16 protein-coding genes are annotated in these 18157 nt (G+C 38.0%); 4 read left to right on the top strand and 12 right to left on the bottom strand.

Annotation, left to right across the window (positions count from 1 at the left end):
* Positions 1-7 precede the first annotated feature (7 nt).
* Positions 8-1120: an alanine dehydrogenase gene (gene ald, locus CD33_RS04630; RefSeq protein WP_036198632.1), complete on the bottom strand. Its 1113-nt coding sequence runs from the start codon at positions 1118-1120 to the stop codon at positions 8-10.
* Positions 1121-1450: 330 nt separating this feature from the next.
* Between ald and CD33_RS04625 the strand changes: the two genes are divergently transcribed.
* The gene (locus tag CD33_RS04625; RefSeq protein ID WP_036198630.1) at positions 1451-1897 is read left to right on the top strand and encodes a universal stress protein; all 447 of its coding nucleotides are present in this window, start codon (positions 1451-1453) and stop codon (positions 1895-1897) included.
* 169 nt (positions 1898-2066) lie between these two features.
* On the opposite strand, the gene CD33_RS04620 is transcribed toward CD33_RS04625, so the two are convergent.
* From CD33_RS04620 to ezrA, 10 genes are all read right to left on the bottom strand, one after another.
* Positions 2067-2996, bottom strand: coding sequence for a class I SAM-dependent methyltransferase (locus CD33_RS04620; RefSeq protein WP_036198628.1), 930 nt, complete (start codon positions 2994-2996; stop codon positions 2067-2069).
* 118 nt (positions 2997-3114) lie between these two features.
* Positions 3115-3618, bottom strand: coding sequence for a thiol peroxidase (tpx, locus tag CD33_RS04615; RefSeq protein WP_036198626.1), 504 nt, complete (start codon positions 3616-3618; stop codon positions 3115-3117).
* Positions 3619-3979: 361 nt separating this feature from the next.
* Entirely contained in the window at positions 3980-4579 is a 600-nt protein-coding gene (locus CD33_RS04610) for an RDD family protein (protein WP_052129998.1), read from the bottom strand.
* A gap of 13 nt (positions 4580-4592) precedes the next feature.
* A complete protein-coding gene (sppA, locus tag CD33_RS04605; protein ID WP_036198625.1) occupies positions 4593-5603 on the bottom strand; it encodes a signal peptide peptidase SppA in 1011 nt (336 codons plus the stop codon).
* 221 nt (positions 5604-5824) lie between these two features.
* Positions 5825-7411, bottom strand: coding sequence for an acyl-CoA synthetase MbcS (mbcS, locus tag CD33_RS04600; RefSeq protein WP_036198624.1), 1587 nt, complete (start codon positions 7409-7411; stop codon positions 5825-5827).
* Between the two features lie 336 nt (positions 7412-7747).
* A complete protein-coding gene (locus tag CD33_RS04595; protein WP_036198623.1) occupies positions 7748-7963 on the bottom strand; it encodes an alpha/beta-type small acid-soluble spore protein in 216 nt (71 codons plus the stop codon).
* Positions 7964-8277: 314 nt separating this feature from the next.
* Complete coding sequence (locus CD33_RS04590; protein WP_036198621.1) at positions 8278-8490, bottom strand: alpha/beta-type small acid-soluble spore protein; 213 nt, start codon at positions 8488-8490, stop codon at positions 8278-8280.
* A gap of 98 nt (positions 8491-8588) precedes the next feature.
* Positions 8589-9797, bottom strand: a complete 1209-nt coding sequence (gene thiI / locus CD33_RS04585; protein ID WP_036198619.1) for a tRNA uracil 4-sulfurtransferase ThiI — start codon at positions 9795-9797, stop codon at positions 8589-8591.
* Positions 9794-10942 (bottom strand): cysteine desulfurase family protein, encoded by a 1149-nt coding sequence (locus CD33_RS04580; RefSeq protein ID WP_036198617.1) that lies wholly within the window; start codon positions 10940-10942, stop codon positions 9794-9796. Before CD33_RS04580 ends, thiI begins: the two co-directional genes overlap by 4 nt.
* Before the next feature lie 133 nt (positions 10943-11075).
* A complete protein-coding gene (ezrA, locus tag CD33_RS04575) occupies positions 11076-12785 on the bottom strand; it encodes a septation ring formation regulator EzrA (protein ID WP_176400117.1) in 1710 nt (569 codons plus the stop codon).
* Positions 12786-13079: 294 nt separating this feature from the next.
* On the opposite strand from ezrA, the gene hisJ reads away from it, so the two are divergent.
* Both hisJ and msrC read left to right on the top strand, forming a co-directional pair.
* The gene (gene hisJ, locus CD33_RS04570; RefSeq protein WP_036198613.1) at positions 13080-13871 is read left to right on the top strand and encodes a histidinol-phosphatase HisJ; all 792 of its coding nucleotides are present in this window, start codon (positions 13080-13082) and stop codon (positions 13869-13871) included.
* Positions 13872-13953: 82 nt separating this feature from the next.
* Complete coding sequence (gene msrC, locus CD33_RS04565) at positions 13954-14436, top strand: free L-methionine (R)-S-oxide reductase MsrC (protein WP_036198611.1); 483 nt, start codon at positions 13954-13956, stop codon at positions 14434-14436.
* A 124-nt stretch (positions 14437-14560) separates the two neighbouring features.
* Here the strand turns inward: msrC and CD33_RS04560 are convergent, their stop codons facing one another.
* The gene (locus CD33_RS04560; protein ID WP_036198610.1) at positions 14561-16438 is read right to left on the bottom strand and encodes a sensor domain-containing diguanylate cyclase; all 1878 of its coding nucleotides are present in this window, start codon (positions 16436-16438) and stop codon (positions 14561-14563) included.
* Positions 16439-16969: 531 nt separating this feature from the next.
* Between CD33_RS04560 and rpsD the strand changes: the two genes are divergently transcribed.
* Entirely contained in the window at positions 16970-17572 is a 603-nt protein-coding gene (rpsD, locus tag CD33_RS04555) for a 30S ribosomal protein S4 (protein WP_036198769.1), read from the top strand.
* Positions 17573-18157: the final 585 nt, after the last annotated feature.

The following is an 18157-nucleotide window of genomic DNA, read 5'->3' as shown; positions in this document are numbered from 1 at the left end:
GATTTTTTTATAAAAGGGAGTCCACAGGAACGTAATCGCGCCCTTGGTCTTCAGCAACTGCTTTATAAACTACATTTCCCTCTAATGTATTGATGCCTTTTCGCAACGCTTCATTATCAATGCAAGCCTGTTTAAAGCCTTTATTGGCAATTTGCAGGGCATAAGGAACCGTATTGTTCGTTAAGGCAATCGTAGCTGTACGAGGTACCGCACCAGGCATATTGGCAACGGCATAGTGCACCACTCCGTGTTTAATATAGGTCGGATCATCATGTGTTGTAACACGATCAGTTGTCTCGAAGCTCCCACCTTGGTCTATGGCAATATCAACTATGACAGAACCAGGACGCATCGATTTCACCATTTCTTCTGTTACGAGCTTCGGTGCTTTTGCGCCTGGAATCAAAACAGAACCGATGACTAGATCGGAATCTTTCACCGATTCAGCAATATTGTAAGGATTGGATATTAAAGTTTGTACAGATGAGCCAAAGATATCTTCAAGCTGACGAAGACGTTCCGGATTTAAATCCAGAATGGTTACTTCCGCACCCATGCCAACAGCGATTCGAGCTGCGTTGGTGCCAGCCATTCCACCACCGACAATCGTTACTTTGCCACGTGGCACTCCGGATACTCCACCTAATAAAATTCCTTTTCCGCCATTCATCTTCTCCAGGTATTGAGCGCCAATTTGCACAGACATTTTGCCTGCCACTTCACTCATAGGAGTTAGCAATGGTAAAGATCGATTTGGCAATTGTACCGTTTCATATGCAATCCCAACCACCTTGTTGTCCAGTAAGCTTTGTGTCAATTCCAGCTCCGGTGCCAAGTGTAAATACGTAAATAATACTAAGCCTTCGTGGAAATATTGATATTCACTTTCGATAGGCTCTTTTACCTTCATCACCATTTCTTGTGCCCATGCTTCTTTTGCTGTGCCAACAATTGTTGCACCGGCTGCTACGTAGTCCTCATCGGAAAATGAAGACCCAATCCCAGCACCTGTTTCAATAAATACCTCATGGCCAGCACTTGTTAATGTTACTACTCCAGCAGGCGTCATTGCTACACGATTTTCATTGTTTTTGATTTCCTTCGGTATCCCGATTTTCATAGCTGATCTCTCTCCCTGTTGTAGAATTTATGTATCCATTAATATGAATGCAAATCCATAATACCAATATTTTCCCTATATTGTAAGATACTAAATTCACGTTCGTTAAAATTATTTTCTAAATTGTAAAAAAATAGGATTTTTAAGTAGTTTCCAGTTAATATCAAGTTTATTCCCACAAAAAAGAGGAATATTTTTAAAGAGCATATATTGTGCGACAAATTTATGACTACTTTGAAAAATGAATGTGAACGTTTTCATTTTAACATTTAATTGACGTTCATTCCATATCTTGTCTGCTATAATTAGAGTATTGATAAAGGAGGAATTATTATGAGTCAATATAAAAGTATCATCGTTGCAGTGGATGGTTCGAAAGAAGCGGAGTATGCTTTCAAAAAATCGATTGATATCGCTAAACGCAACCCAGAAGCCAAACTCAATTTAGTAAACGTAATTGATACTCGCTCCTTTGCAGCAATCGAGGCTTATGATCGTTCGATGTCTGAACGTGCGCAAAACTTCTCGGAACAATTATTGAACGACTATAAAGTGAAAGCGGAGGCTGCTGGTCTTGCAAATGTCAATACAATCATTGAATATGGCTCCCCTAAAACAATTATTACAAAAGAGCTTTCAAATATTGTAGAAGCGGATTTAATCATCTGTGGTGCAACGGGACTTAGTACTGTCGAACGATTCCTTATTGGCTCCGTTTCGGAAGCGATTGTACGTTCATCAAAATGCGATGTGTTAGTAGTAAGAACACCGGATTGATATTAATTTCAAATATGCGGCTTATCGATATTCCCTTCCACACAAGGATGATTAACCGTGGAAGGGTTTTTGTTTGTCTTTCCTTTGAATGACCCCCCCCTAAAATCAGGCTCATTTCAACAAAAAAGGTATCTGGGCGCGTAACTTCAAACACTCAGATACCATTTAGTTATTTACTTTCTTTCCACATTTGAACCTTTTCAAAAAACATGGACAAGGCTTCTTTATTGGACATACTTGGTACTTTTGCCAGTAATACTTCTCGAGGAGCTCTTAAAGTTTTCGCTTGTTTTTGCAGTATTAAAATGCTTTTCTCATGAGCTTTCGCTGAAAACAAGTTTTCCGGAAGTTGAATGACCGCCTGAATCCAAGCCGATTTTTTCAGGAATTTATGTAAATCCTTTGACTGTTCGGATTCAAAGAGATTTGCCGGGATTAGGAAAAATAAATATCCCCCTTCTTTTGTGTGATTGAGGGATTGCTCGATGAACAGATGGTGAGCATAGCTCATCCCCTCATGTGCACAAAGCTCATAGTCAACGGCCACTTCCTCATTCGGGTAATATCCTACTGGCAAATCGCAAACTACCGCATCAACCGGATCAACCAACATTTTTTGCAATGCATCTTGATGGTATAGAACTACTGGTTGTTCGATAAGCTCTGCAGTGTCGGCCGCCAGACGAATTAACAAATCATCTACTTCAATCCCAGTTGCAGACACTTTTCCCTCCAGTAAATTCATTACTGTCAATAACAAATTCCCTGTACCGACAGCTGGATCCAGCAAAGAAATTTGGCCCGTCTTTAGTTGCTCGGTAAAGAATTGTTCTACAAAATAACCAACTAACAAACCAAGCGTATCAGGTGTCATTTGATGGTTTGGCTGCGAAGTTTTCCGCATCCCTTTTAAGATGGCAATTTGAATGGCTTTTCGAACTTCTTCTTTCGATGCATCCTGAAAGGCCCATTGTACCTTTTCGTCAAGAACATCTTCAAGTGATTGCAATACACCGTCCAAAAATGAATGACCGTCAGCCTTCTCATACTTTTCAGCTTTTTCATTAATAAATGAAAATATTTGTTCAAACTTTTCCAATTAAAAAAACTCCTTTTGAAATGAACAACCCACTCCGAAAAATTCTCGAGTGGGTGTACATCTAGGCATTCCTATATTCTAGACAATTCTAAGTCTATCATTTATCTATTAGATAAACTTAAATCAATGCTTTTACAGCTTCAATCGCTGCATCATAATCGGGATGGCTTGTACCTTCCGAAACGTATTCAACATACGTTACAGTACCTTCCTTGTCGATTACAAATACAGAACGAGCAAGCAAACGCAGTTCCTCCATATAAACTCCGTAAGCTTTTCCGAAAGATAACTCTTTATGGTCGGATACAGTGTGGACACCTTCAAGACCAGCAGCAGCACACCAGCGTTTTTGAGCAAACGGTAGGTCAACAGAAATCGTATAGAATGCTACTCCATCTCCCAATGCTACTACTTCCTCATTAAAGCGTCTAGTTTGTGCATCACAAACACCCGTATCCAATGATGGTACAACGCTGAACAAGCGTACTTTCCCTTCGGAATCCTTCAATGTCACTGGCGATAGATCGTTTGCCAAAACTGTAAAGTCAGGCGCTTTCTCCCCTACTTTCACTTCATTTCCAACTAATGTTACCGGGTTGTTTTTAAATGTTACTTGTGCCAATTTGGAACCCTCCCTTATTTTACATAAATAATCTTACTAAAGTTAATTCCTTCTTTGCAAATAACTTATCTTACTTTTTTTAATGCACTGATAAAAAGGGCGAAGAATTGCTTCTTCGCTCCACAGTATAGATAAAGTCGATATTCGACTTTGTCTACACGTTATTTAGGCTATTTCCTTAAACGAATGATTAACCAGACTGTCTTGAAAACGCTTGGCAGACAAGGCGGGCAGTCGAGTGAAGACCCGAGTAGAACATAAACGTTCACGAGGGGACGAACGAGACAACCAACGCAGGATGAAAGCGTTTGTCAACAGTCTGGGCGAAGAATTACTTCTTCGCCCTTGTCTGTTGAACTGTTTAAACAGTCGGTGTAATGGAATTTTGAGTGTCAAGATCATCCACTTGAGGATTTTCTGTCACTACTTCCTTTTTCCTTTTAACAAACACCTTTTCCTGCACGACCATAGTATCGGCGATAATATCGTTCAAGCCTTTATTGTTTGGCATGAAGGCAACCATTAGGTAAATTATCGGAATCTTATTGCTAATAAATCGGCCCACCAGTTCCCTAAACAAAACCGTTAACCAATCCAACTTTTCTCCATTTTTCCCTTTTACCTTTAAGCCAAAAATCATCTTCCCTACTGTCTGTTGCCAATATTTCGTTAGAATTGTGAAATATGCATAATAGAACACCCCTGATACAATGGACATCGGGGAATACCAGTTCTTTTCAGATAGACTCCAGTCAAATAAGTGGAATAGTGGATTAATTACAATCCCCACAAGAGCCGACACAATCAATATGTCTACCACAAACGCCCAAAAGCGCATCCAAAAACCTGCCGTTTTCTCTTCAATGTGTTCTACAATTTGAGTTTTTCTTTTTGGAAGGTTTGGAACAAGTTCATCTTTAGGAAGCGAAACATTTGAGTCATAATTTTCATTTTCTGACATCCATAACCCCTCCTTAATTCTCACCGTATAGATACATCATACGTGGTCCACCATGTGAAGACATCAGTTTAGTTAAGAATTGTTGTTCGGGAGAATGGCCTAAGAATGAACTGATTTTCATGCCAAACATTGACGTCAATCCACCGAAGTTCGATTCATATTCAAATACTTCTGCATCTTCTAACCCATAGTCTGCTCTTAATGCCGCTATAGCTTCTTCCATTCCACCAATTTCATCAACAAAACCAGCTTTAATGGCCTGAGTTCCACCCATAATGCGTCCGTCCGCGAACTTTTTCACTTGTGCTTCTGACATACCTCTGCCTTGCTCGATCACGTCAACAAAGTCTTCATAGGATTCGTCGATCATTTCTTGTAGCATGGCTATTTCCTCAGGTGTCGTCGGTCTTGTTCCACCAAACATATCTTTGTGCGCACCTGATTTGATTGTTTCAAATTCGATTCCCAATTTATCGGCAAGCTCCGAGAAATTATAACTTTGCATGATGACACCGATCGAACCAGTTATCGTTTCCTTATGTGCAAAGATTTTATCCGCAGGCGCAGAAATATAATATCCTCCTGATGCTGCATAGGAGCCCATCGAAACGTAAATCGGAATATTTCTTTGTTCCTTGATTTCGACTAGTTTTTCATGAATCTCGGCAGACTCAATGACTCCACCACCTGGCGAGTTAACATATAATACAACGGCCTGGATGGACTGATCGTTTAAAACCATTTCCAGTTGTGCCAAGAAGTTTTGGTGATCGTATTCAATATCTGTGAAAGGCGTGCTCGATCCGACATCTTGGATTGTACCATCGACGGATAATAAAGCGATTCTGCTTCCCATATCACCTGGTTCCACCACGTTTTCGATCATTGTTTGTTCCGTTGCGGTTAAGCTATCAAAGTTTGAAAAAAAATCAGTTTTAAATATGGAAATCACCGTATTCAAACCAATTGAAAAAACAATCAACACAACTGCCGCTACTAGTGCTAGCCATCTTTTTGTATTCATCTCATTACTCCTCCTTCATTGTTACATACGGATTAATTGTATATTTGTTTCAAAATCCATCTACTTTTTTTAGAAAAAAAATCCATAATGTGAACAAATTAATTATACTAATAATTAAAAGAGATTTTAAAGCCATATCATATGACTTTAAAATCCCCTTTAAAATTCGACATTATTCCCTAGGAAATATATCTTTGTATTCTTCTAAATACTATTGCACGTTAGTTTGTTAATTCTTTTTTGAATTCTTTCTCGCGAAGCTCAATACGTCTTATCTTACCTGATGATGTTTTTGGTAATTCATCTACAAATTCAATAGCCCTCGGGTATTTATAAGGTGCCGTAATTTCTTTCACATGACTCTGCAATTCCTGAACAATTGTCGAACTATTTTTTTGTTCGGGCTCGCGCAGCACCACAAACGCCTTTACGATATTGCCTCGAACTTCATCCGGACTTGCTACGACCGCACATTCTTTAACAGCCGGATGTTTCACTAGAGCATCCTCTACTTCGAAAGGCCCTATTGTATAACCCGAGGAGATGATAATATCGTCGCCACGGCCTTCAAACCAGAAGTATCCTTCTTCATCTTTGTAGGCACGGTCCCCTGTTAAGAACCATTCCCCACGAAATTGCTGATTTGTTTTTTCTGGATCGTTTAAATATCCCTTAAATAATGCCGGAGTTGAGGAATGCACCGCGATATCCCCTACTTCACCAATTTCAGTAGGTTCACCTAATTCATTGATGACTTCCACAAGGTTCCCTGGAGTCGGTTTCCCCATAGAACCTGGTTTTGGCTTCATACCTAACAATGTTCCAACCAGCAATGTATTTTCCGTCTGTCCATAACCATCGCGGACTTGAAGAGAGAAAACATTCAAGAATTTGTTAATTACTTCACTGTTTAAAGGCTCACCGGCGGAGACGGCACTTTTAATACTTGATAAATTATATTGCTCAAACTTGTCCACTTTGGCCATTAAACGGTATTCAGTTGGTGTACAGCATAATACATTTATTTGGTGGTCCTGCAGCTTTTGAAGGTATCCTTCCGGATCAAATTTACCTAGATGAATAAATGCTGTTGCGCCACTTCCCAATGTAGCCAGGAATGGACTCCAAACCCATTTTTGCCATCCAGGTGCCGCGGTTGCCCACACTAAATCATCTTCCTGCACTCCAAGCCATTGCGCAGCTGTAGTTCTTAAATGCGCATAACCCCAACCATGGGAATGCACCACTCCTTTAGGGTTGCCGGTTGTGCCACTTGTATAGGATAAAAAAGCGATATCCGAATCTTCCGTCTCCACTCCAGCAAAGACATCGGACTCATTCTCCAGGTATTGTTCCATAGATAACCAGTTGTTTTTGGACTTTCCAAATACGAAAAGTTTCAACCCATCTAAATGCTGTGCATCATCGAATTGTCCAAGTTCCTTATCGAAAGCGACAATTGCCTTGGCACCTGAATGCGTAATTCGATAATCGATATCTTTTGCGCGAAGCATTTCGGAACTTGGTATAATTGTTAAGCCGGCCTTTAATGCTCCGATGTATGTAACATATGCCTCTTCTGAGCGAGGAACCATGACGAGAATTACATCACCTTTTTTCAATCCACTGCTTTTAAATAGATTGGCTACCTTATTTGCTTTTTTAATCAATGTTTCATATGAAATTTTTTGGATTTTTCCATCTTCTTGATGAATCATCAATGCGATTTTTGAACTTGTTTTTGCATATTTTTCAATTTCATCGACTATGTTGTATTTCGAAGGAGCTAGTAAATCTTCTCTTCTCATATTTATCCCCCTTTTATGCACCCAAGAAAGATACATTTACTAATTATAATAATATTCAACTATTATATCAAAATATTCCACGAAAACGAGAAATAACCGTATTAAATGCATATTAGGTATGTATAAAGTAATAACAATTATTAGGTAATGAAGATACAAAACTAAACTTTTCACCGAGCAGCCTGCACGATTCCAGCTTACAGAACTGTATTGACCATTTCAATATTCAACAGACATATTTACTGTCCAGTTCCCTGAGCCAAACCATAAGGTATTCATTCATAGTTTCGTGCACAATAAAAGCTAGCAGCCATATAGCTGCTAGCCCTTTACTAATTATTGTTGTCCAGATGAAGAACCACGTAATTGTGATTCAGCCATTTGTACAAGACGTTTAGTAATCTCTCCTCCAACTGATCCGTTTGCACGAGCAGACGCTTCAGGTCCGAGTTGAACACCAAACTCTTGTGCGATTTCGTATTTCATTTGATCTAAAGCTTGTTCTGCACCTGGTACAGTCAACTTGTTACGGCTACCGCTGTTGTTTGACATTTACCTCACCTCCTTGTGCATTTAGATTGTGCGAAAATCTTCTTTTAATACATACAAAATAGCAATTTTTTTGTTTCTAGCTCTATAGTGTAGACAACTTACAATTTTTTTAATATTCTTATTTCAATTTTCACAAACTTTTATCAATGATTTCTAAACACGCTTTTTTATAGAACGGATAGATTAATCGCTTGGGAAAAGGAAACTATAAAGGTGTGGTCTCTATAATGATTCATATACGCTTTTAAGAGTATTTGTTTGACAAAATGAAAGAGGCTAGCAGCATTAGCCACTAGCCCTGGTAATTTTAAATATTATTGTCCTGATGAAGAACCACGTAATTGTGATTCAGCCATTTGTACAAGACGTTTAGTAATTTCTCCTCCAACTGATCCGTTTGCACGAGAAGACGCTTCAGGTCCGAGTTGAACACCAAACTCTTGCGCGATTTCGTATTTCATTTGATCTAAAGCTTGTTCTGCACCTGGTACAGTCAGCTTGTTACGGCCACCGCTGTTGTTTGACATTTATCTCACCTCCTTGTGCAATTAGATTGTGCGAAAATAATCTTTTAATACACGCAAGAATAAAGGTAAGTATTTCCTATTAAATGTCACTGAAATGGCTACAGTAATCCTTCGAATTTATCTTTTACTTTATTTTCTTCCGGGAACTTATAGACTTCTCTGTTTCGAACAGCACGGTCAATTAGTTCATCAAATTCAGTAAAACTTTCATAATACGTCACTTTTTCAACTTTAGGTTTTGTTTTTGGATTTGCAGGCGTAAAGATTGTGCAGCAATCTTCAAATGGTTGAATCGATGTTTCGTAAGTTCCGATTTGTTCGGCAATATTGATAATCTCAAGTTTATCGAATGCGATCAACGGACGAAGGATCGGCGTATTTGTCACATCATTTATCGCAGTCAGGCTTTCAAGTGTTTGACTGGCTACTTGTCCCAAACTCTCGCCGGTAACAATGCCCATTGCACCGATTTCGCTCCGCACCTGGTCCGCGATGCGCATCATCATTCTCCGTGTTGTCGTCATGATTGTATTGCTTGGAACACGGTCTTTTATCAAAACTTGAATCTCTGTAAATGGAATGACGTGCAATCGAATATTAGCGCCGAATTTCGTCAATTCATTTGCCAGCACTTTCACTTTTTCCAAAGAATTATCACTTGTATAAGGAGGACTGAAGAAATGAATTGCTTCCAGCCGAACCCCGCGCTTCATTAATAGATAGCCGGCAACAGGACTATCGATACCACCGGACAACATCAACAATGATTTGCCATTTGACCCAACCGGCATACCACCGGCACCTTGAATTATTTGTGCCATCATATAAATAGCATCTTGCCGCACTTCAATGCGAAGTTCAACATCCGGTTTTTTTACTTGTACCGTTATATTTGGATTATTTCTCAGTACATGCCCGCCAATTTCACGTTGTATTTCATGTGATTCCATCGGGAATTTCTTATCGGATCTTCGAACTTCCACCTTGAATGTTAGTTGTTGGTCTTTAAATTGTTCCATTATTATAAGAGATAACTTTTTCATGTCATCCAGATTTTTGCTGCTTACTGCAACCGGGCTAAAGGATTGAATACCGAAAACAGTTGGTAATTTATTCATTAACACTTCATATTGCTCTTCATTTTCCAACTTAATATGCATGCGATCACGTTCACTTACAATTTCCAAAGGTGCAATATCAGAAAATGTGTGACGAATATTTGCACGAAGCCGATTAATAAAATCTTTTTTATTTCGCCCCTTTGTTGATAGTTCACCATATCTAATTAATATTTCTTTCCAGATCATTGACTTTTATCTCCTTTTAATTCTTTCATCACATCGGTGAAAGCCTTTTTAAATTCAAGAATATCTTCGTCAGTATTCAATTCGCCAAAACTTAATCGAATAACCCCTTTTTTAAAATTGGAATGTATATTTAATGCTTCAACTACATGACTTGTTTTCTTTTGCTTGGATGAGCAGGCGCTTGAAGTCGATACAATAATCCCTCTCTTTTGAAGTGCATTGATCAGGATCTCACCCTTTAAATCTTTTACACTGAAGGATAAAATATGCGCGGCACCAGGTTTGCCGGACAGCAGATGAATATTTTCACCGAATTCCGTTAAAAATTCTAATAAATCATTATGCCATTTTCGATACTTTCGGGTCGATTTTCCCATATTTTCGCAAGCAATCCGCGCAGCTTTAGCGGTTGCAACTGCCAAGGGAACCGCCACAGTCCCGCTTCGCAGTCCCTGTTCTTGGCCTCCACCCAACAAAAGCGGAATTATATTCATTTTTTTACGAAATGCAATAATACCCGAACCTTTTAATCCATGAATTTTATGTCCTGATATTGTTATAATATCGGGACCTTCTTCATCCTTGAAGCCAATCGGTAATTTTCCGAAACTTTGCACTGCATCCACATGAAACGCTGCACGGCTATTTTCATGTATTATTTTTGCTGCCTCATTGATTGGCTGAATCGCACCAATTTCATTATTCACGTGCATAATGCTTACAAGTACTGTATCTTTTCGAAGTTTTGTTTGGAGTTCTTCCAACGAAATAACCCCATTTTCATCAACTTTCAAAAAGTCGACCTCATATCCATCATTTCGCAATGATTTTACCGCCTCTATAATGGATGGGTGTTCGACTTCCGTCGTAATAATATGTTTTCCTTTATGAGTATTTGCTTTCGTTATACCGAATACTGCAAAGTTGTTGGATTCGGTTCCTCCAGCTGTGAATAATACATATTGATTTTCCGTATGTAGAAGATCGGCTATTTGGCCTCGCGCACGGTCCAATAAAGCATTTGCCTCGACTCCTGCTTCATGAATGGAAGAAGGATTGGCATAGTAAGATTCATTCACTTGTAAAAATGTATTTAAAACCTCTTTGTGCGGTTTTGTTGTAGCGCTGTTATCTAGATAGATCATTTTATACTCCACCTTCAATTCTTGCATTTAGAAATTTTAAAAAATTCGGTTCCACTCGTTAAGAAAGCCACCAGCACGAAAGTGCGGTGGCTTCTCTATTAATTATAACGCTATTGTCAAGTTGTGTGATCGCTTAATATTGAGATCTCTCGTAAAGCTCATCTTGAACAAGTTCTTCTATCCGCTTGATCGCTCCAGGCTCTGCCAATTCAACGGCGGCCGCTGCATCTTCCAACGCTTTTATGTAACGGTATTGATGAAAAGCATGTTCTGATTCGAGCAGAAGGTCATTCACCTTTTGGTTCGTTGCACGATAACGGTTTCCATATTGAATAATTCTCTCTATCAACAGGACATTTTCTATCATTTCCTGAGCATGTTTATTTACTTCCTGTATACATTTTTCAGCATTTTCTATGTTTCCTTGCACACGGTGCATATTAAGTGGCACATCCTGCAAGCTTTGCATCACGATATAAATCTGTTCCTCGGCTTCCTCTATTCGGGCATCCATTTCTTCGGGAATTCCTGGAATATTCGCCTTATTTAGCTGACGATCGGTTTCTTGTAATGTCCGTTTTAGTGAATCCAGTTTTGCTCGAGCTCTATTTTCATCTATCCTCAAGTTCTTCAAACGACTGGAGAATTGTTCTTGTTCGTCTTTTATACGATCAATTTCTTCACTGATTTCAACCAGTTCTTCCTGCAAACTAGAATAGGCAGATTTTTCATCCTTCACCCTGGATACAAGAAGTTCAAAACGCTTTTGAATGATTTCCAGCTGCTTTAGACCAAGCTTTGGAATTTCGGCTTCGTTTTCTGGTAGATGGTAGCTATTTTGTACATATACAGCTTCATTGCTAATTTCTTTCGTTGCTTTGACTACTTCGGTAAGTGTTTGGAAAGTGTCATCACAATTTTTGTCGACATAATTTCTTGCGATGACTTCTTTTTCTAATAGGTCATAATAATTCTCGATCTCGTCAGTTATCTCATTAAGTCTTGGAGCAACTGAGGCTACATCCAAGTCTGCCAGTTTAGATTTTAATGTTTCAAGTTCTTCTTCAAGTTGGTCCAGGTACTTTGTTAACTCCAAATGATTTAGATAATAAGATTGTTCTTCCATCTCTCGTTGCCCGCTACGCAACTCATGTATGGATGCGGGTATTTTTGTTTGAATTTCAGAAAGCAAAGTTGGGACTTCCGAGAGTAAATGATAGATTGTTTGCGCTTCACTATTCAGCCCTAAAACAATTTCTCTGGCTTGGAGATAATTACCCTCTACCGTTAATTCATCGTATTCTTCAAATTTTGGACCAAATTGTTCTACTCTTTTTTCTAGTGCTGCTAGAGCCGGACCAAATGAATATTGGTGGGCAAGCAAGGTTTTTCGGGCGGAACGATAATGTTCTTTAATTTGTTCAATCTCGATACGATTTTTTTCTTCGCTTCCAATCAACTCTTCCAATTCACTAATGATTTGATTTTTGCTTTTTTCACATTTAGCGATATAATCTTCTATCGCGCGTTCAACATTGGAAGCTTTTTTAAATTTAAAACGGTCGATATATTCCTCCGCATCAAAGAGCATGGAATCTATTTTGATTACGTGGACATCGATCACTTCCGTCCAAATATTACGCCAATGTTCAAATTTTTCCTCTGTCTGGCCATTCATATTCAAAGACTTTACTTTAGTTAGCTCCTCAAATATAGGATAATGCTGAATTTGCATTTTTTCTTGTTCAAGTCGCTGTATAACAACATTATGTTTCCGACGGATGATTAATCCGACGATAAATAATGCTAATAGTACGATGACGACAATGATGATATACTGCATCATAAGCCCCCTATTCCCAAATCACTGTACGTGCTACAATTTTGTAACTATAATATACCATGTTTTTTTTCATTTGTTTAAAAAAATACAGCTTTTTGCTAGTAAATTGTAATAATTATATAGCAGATTATGTTAATCGAACATTTCTTGAATAATTCAAGTCGTTCCACTAACAAAAAATCGATATATTAGACTATTATTTTATTAACTTGGCATATATATATATAATAGATACGATAGCTTCCATTTGCTTTTGGAAGCCTTGACTCCTTAATCAGATGTGGAGGTTTGTTCATGAAAAAAGATGGCCATATACACTCACCTTTTTGCCCGCATGGTACGAAGGATCCATTTGAAAAATATATAGAAAAAGCAATTGAAGAGAACTTTTCAGAAATTACTTTCACCGAGCACGCTCCATTACCGACCAACTTTGCGGACCCCACACCCAATAAGGACAGCGGGATGAAGCCCAAGGATCTTACTGCCTATTTGGAGACACTAAAGCAGCTGAAACAGCATTACAAAGATCGAATTACCATTAAAGTTGGATTGGAAGTAGATTATATAATTGGCTATGAAACGGAAACAAGAGCTTTACTGGACATCGCGGGCCCATTACTTGATGACGCGATTCTCTCTGTTCATTTCCTAAAGCACAACGATACATATGCTTGCATTGATTTCTCAGATGGTGTTTATATGGATTTCGCTCGGCAACTTGGTGGAATTGAGACACTTTATAATCTATATTATGACACTATCCTACAATCCATCGATGCCAATCTCGGTCACTTTAAACCTAGAAGGATCGGTCATCCAACCCTTGTTCATAAATTCCAGCTTGTACATGGGGAAAAAATCGATGACGATCGCCGTATTATTGAAGTGCTAACAAAGATGAAAGAAAAAGGCTATGAACTGGATGTGAATAGTGCGGGATTAAGCAAACCTTTTTGCAAGGTGCCTTACCCACCAATGCACATGATTGAATATGCGCGTTCTATTTCTTTGCCACTTATTTTCGGCTCAGACGCACATAGCGTAAAGGATTTGCATCAACATTATGGTACAATAATGGGATAATGAAACTTGAAGACTTAGAGGCAAGTCCCGACTTGACTTTTTCAACTACTATTTATAACGATAAATCATTTGGAGGTTTAATATGTTTTCAAAAGTACAATATGAAGGTCCGGTTCTAAAAAAATATGAAACATTATCTAAACAATTAGACGCATTATTGGAAGGCGAACCTGATCTAATTGCCAACTTAAGTAATGCCTCAGCACTGTTAAATCAATTTTTGGACAATATTAATTGGGTTGGATTTTATTTAATGAAAGATGGCGAACTTGTTTTAGGACCCTTCCAGGGGTTGCCGGCTTGTGTACGGATAGCTGTCGGTCGTGGTGTTTGCGGAACGGCAGTGTCGGAACAAAAAACAATGCTAGTGGATGATGTACATGCATTCCCCGGACATATTGCATGTGATGCAGCATCCAATTCGGAAATTGTGATCCCTATCTACAAAGAGAAAGAAGTAATTGGTGTATTAGATATCGATAGCCCGATTAAATCCCGATTTACCCTGGACGACCAGCAAGGCCTGGAATTATTTGTCAAAACTTTACAAAAGCATTTATCATAACAGGATAACGCTTGACCTGACCTTTTAACATTTTGCAGATTGCACTTTTAGGTCGATCACTCGATCCATAAAAAAGAAAACTTACTACTCCAAATAAGTTACTTATTAGGAAGTAGTAAGTTTTTTATTGTTGAAAAAGCATGGACTCCTTAAAAGTCAGATATTTATTTTTACCTGTTGATTTAGCGTTGTAAAGTGCGGTATCAGCATATAAAAAGAATTTATTGTATTCAGGCCTGTCAGTTGCATTCCAAGTAATTAAACCGGCCGATACTGTAACTGCGGGATTCGTGGCTTCCGGTATCGACATTACGATTTGTGCGGCTAATTTCCCCGCTTCCTCGACTAAAATATTGGGTACATAAACCGCTAACTCCTCGCCACCCCACCTTGCACATATTCCACGGGTGCCAATGATTGTTCTTAGCTGGTTCCCTATCTGGACAAGCACCTCGTCTCCAACTTGGTGTCCATAGGTATCATTAACTTTTTTAAAATTATCTATATCGATCAATAGAAACATCCCTGAACCGTCATGTTGCAATGAATTTTCTATATATTTATCGAGGAAACTACGCGCATGTAATTTAGTCAAGTGATCATGATCGACCATTTCCTGTAATTTATTGCGCAAAATAGAGTTCGCAATGGCTAGTGAAGAGTGGTGTATGAGTGATTGCATTAATTTAAAACTATCGAAAGAGAAAAAGTAGGATTCACGATGTAGAACAATACTAAAACCATTAATACGTTGTTCCACTATCATCGGGATAGCCATCATCGAATTGTACTGGAGATTTTTTCCGATCAAACGGCTGCAATCTGCAATAAACAATGGCTCCTGGCTATTTTCAAAATGCTTTGAGACATGATTAATAAATACAGAACCTTCTTCGGTATGAAAAAGCTCTGTAGACTCCTCCACAAGCTCCAACTCGGAGTCATTTTTCAAAACAAAACATATTTCCATCGGCTGGAATGATTTCTTTAGCTGTTTATGCAAAAACATAAACATCTCTTTACTTCCCAATTTCATATTCAAGCGATGCGATGTTTCATTAATCAATTGAAGGTCGCTTATCAACCTGTGGGACTGATGATAAAGTTTCGCATTCTCCAAGGCATTTCCTGATGCATGTGCCAGCATCCTTATAAAATCCTCTTGTGTTTTTGAAAAGGCATACCCCATCGGAGCACTTACCTGCAAAATACCATATATAGCTTGCCTACCTTTAATAGGAGCATTCAATAAGCAATGGTTCAATTCTTCAGCCTGGTCGACCGTAATTTTCCCTGAAACAAAAGCCTCGATCGCCGCAGGTCTTTCCGAAAGGTAATCAAACGGTTTAATATGTACCTTGGTCTGCCGATCGTGATCGTTTGATAAAATTAACTCGACATTAAAGTCGGGAAAGTTATCCTGTATTGTTATCAACATATTCTCCAAAATTAAATCGATATCCATAGTGGAGTGAAATAAGTCCGTCATGTTATATAATTTACGGTATTGGTTTTCATTGTGGATGATGTCTATATTTTTGCATAATACTTTTAAGACTTTCGAAAGTGTATCTACAAAATTTTCGAAATATTCACCATGAGAAAAGGACATCCACTTTGCAGTTGCATCTAGCAATATCATACAACATACACCGGATGATCCTGTATTTAGTAAAAATAGATGAGAGAATTCATTCAATTCTTTTTCATTTAAAAGAAATTTTGGAACTTCAATTAACTTCTCCGTTGGGAGCTGAGTGCAAAGATTACTCAACTGAATATCGGCAAAGTCCACTTTAACTGATGACTTTCTATTTAAGGGGTTTAATGAATCATTTTCGTATAAAAGAAAACAGCATCGATCGATTTCAAAATACTGTTTGAAGCAATTTTGTATTAATTGTACATATTCATCATAGCAGTTTTTTTGATTCATTGAGTCTATACATAAGCTTAATAAATCGGATTTGACATTCGTTAAAATCTCCCGATGTTCACTCATAAAAATCACCTTTTCTCAAGTAACAAAAATATATTTAATGTAACTTAATGTAAATTATACACTTGTTATGCCAATTTGACTATTAATTTCTATTTATATAGGATTATATATTCAAATAATTCAATTTATTATAGCATACCTATTTCATAATTTTAACAATTAATCCAACCTTAATAACTATTCACATGTACGATACTGCCAAAATAACATTTCTTGACTCATGGGTAAAAAAATAATATAATAATCCTCGTGTAAAATAAACGCAGCAGTTGTATAAGCTGTGCCTGTATTTTATTCCTCTTGGTTAACATAAAGTTTTCCAGGATGGTGTATTGTGTAACCCTATCGGCTGCAAGGGCGAAGATGCATGAATATAAAATCCAGCAAGTTTCGGGTACAACTGGTTTTTGTTTTACTATAGAAAAAACATCACTTCGATATTATAACGAAAAAATGTCTTTTCTAATACTGAAAGCAGAAATTTATTATCTTTCAGTGCAAAAAACCAAATTAAAAGGAGGAGACAAAATTATGTCTCGTTATACAGGTCCATCATGGAAAGTGTCTCGTCGTCTTGGTATTTCATTAAGCGGCACAGGTAAAGAATTAGAAAAACGCCCTTATGCTCCAGGTCAACACGGTCCAAACCAACGTAAAAAATTATCTGAATACGGTTTGCAATTACAAGAAAAGCAAAAACTTCGTCATATGTTCGGTATGACTGAACGTCAATTCAAAAACGTATTCGTTAAAGCTGGTAAATTAAAAGGTCTACACGGTGAAAACTTCATGATCCTTCTTGAAACTCGCCTTGACAACTTAGTATACCGCCTAGGTTTAGCTCGCACACGTCGTGGTGCTCGTCAATTAGTTAACCACGGTCACGTTTTAGTAGACGGTAAACGCGTTGACATCCCTTCTTTCAGCGTTAAACCAGGCCAAGTGATTTCTCTACGTGAAAAATCTCAAAGCTTAGCTGTAGTACAAGAAGCTATCGAAGTAAACAACTTCGTTCCAGATTACTTATCATTTGATGCAGACAAAAAAGAAGGTACATTTGTACGTCTTCCAGAGCGTTCTGAATTATCAGCTGAAATTCAAGAACAATTAATCGTAGAGTTCTACTCTCGTTAATCTCTTTGCCTTGCATAACGCAATGTTAAAAGCCCTAGAAACCTTGTTAACTCAAGGTTTCAGGGCTTTTTTTATTTTATTTATCAAGGCAGAATAATGAATAATATAGCATAAATTTGGGGCTAATTGGGGCTATATTGGGGCTATATTGGGGCTAAAAATTTTCAGGGCGTGTGTACAGTAATGAGTATGTAATATATCCCATTTACTTATTAAACTGGCTAAAGTAAAAGGACTTACAATTATATGGAAGTCCTTTTAATAGCTTTTTTACCTCTGGCTGAAAAGGTAAATTTACTTGACCTTTCCTTTTAGAAATTCATTTCCAAATGGCATATGTGAATTAATTAACAAATTCTTTAGGAGTGTACATAAGTATAAAGAGACCACTGAAATTTGGGATGCTCAGTGGTTAAAAAGCTAATAAGTTTTCGAGCTTCAATAAACAGTACCTCATTATTACGGTTTCTTTTACCATTTTTTAAACATCTCCATTGGCACCTTGTATAATTTCTCCAAGAAGCATAGTAATTACTCCTGTATTTTGCAAGAGAAAAGTGCAGAGAATTGCAACGAAAAATACAG

The sequence above is a fragment of the Ureibacillus sinduriensis BLB-1 = JCM 15800 genome, from assembly GCF_000772955.1.
In the GTDB taxonomy this organism is placed as follows: Bacteria; Bacillota; Bacilli; order Bacillales_A; family Planococcaceae; genus Ureibacillus; species Ureibacillus sinduriensis.
This window is presented reverse-complemented; position numbering and strand designations above follow the sequence as displayed.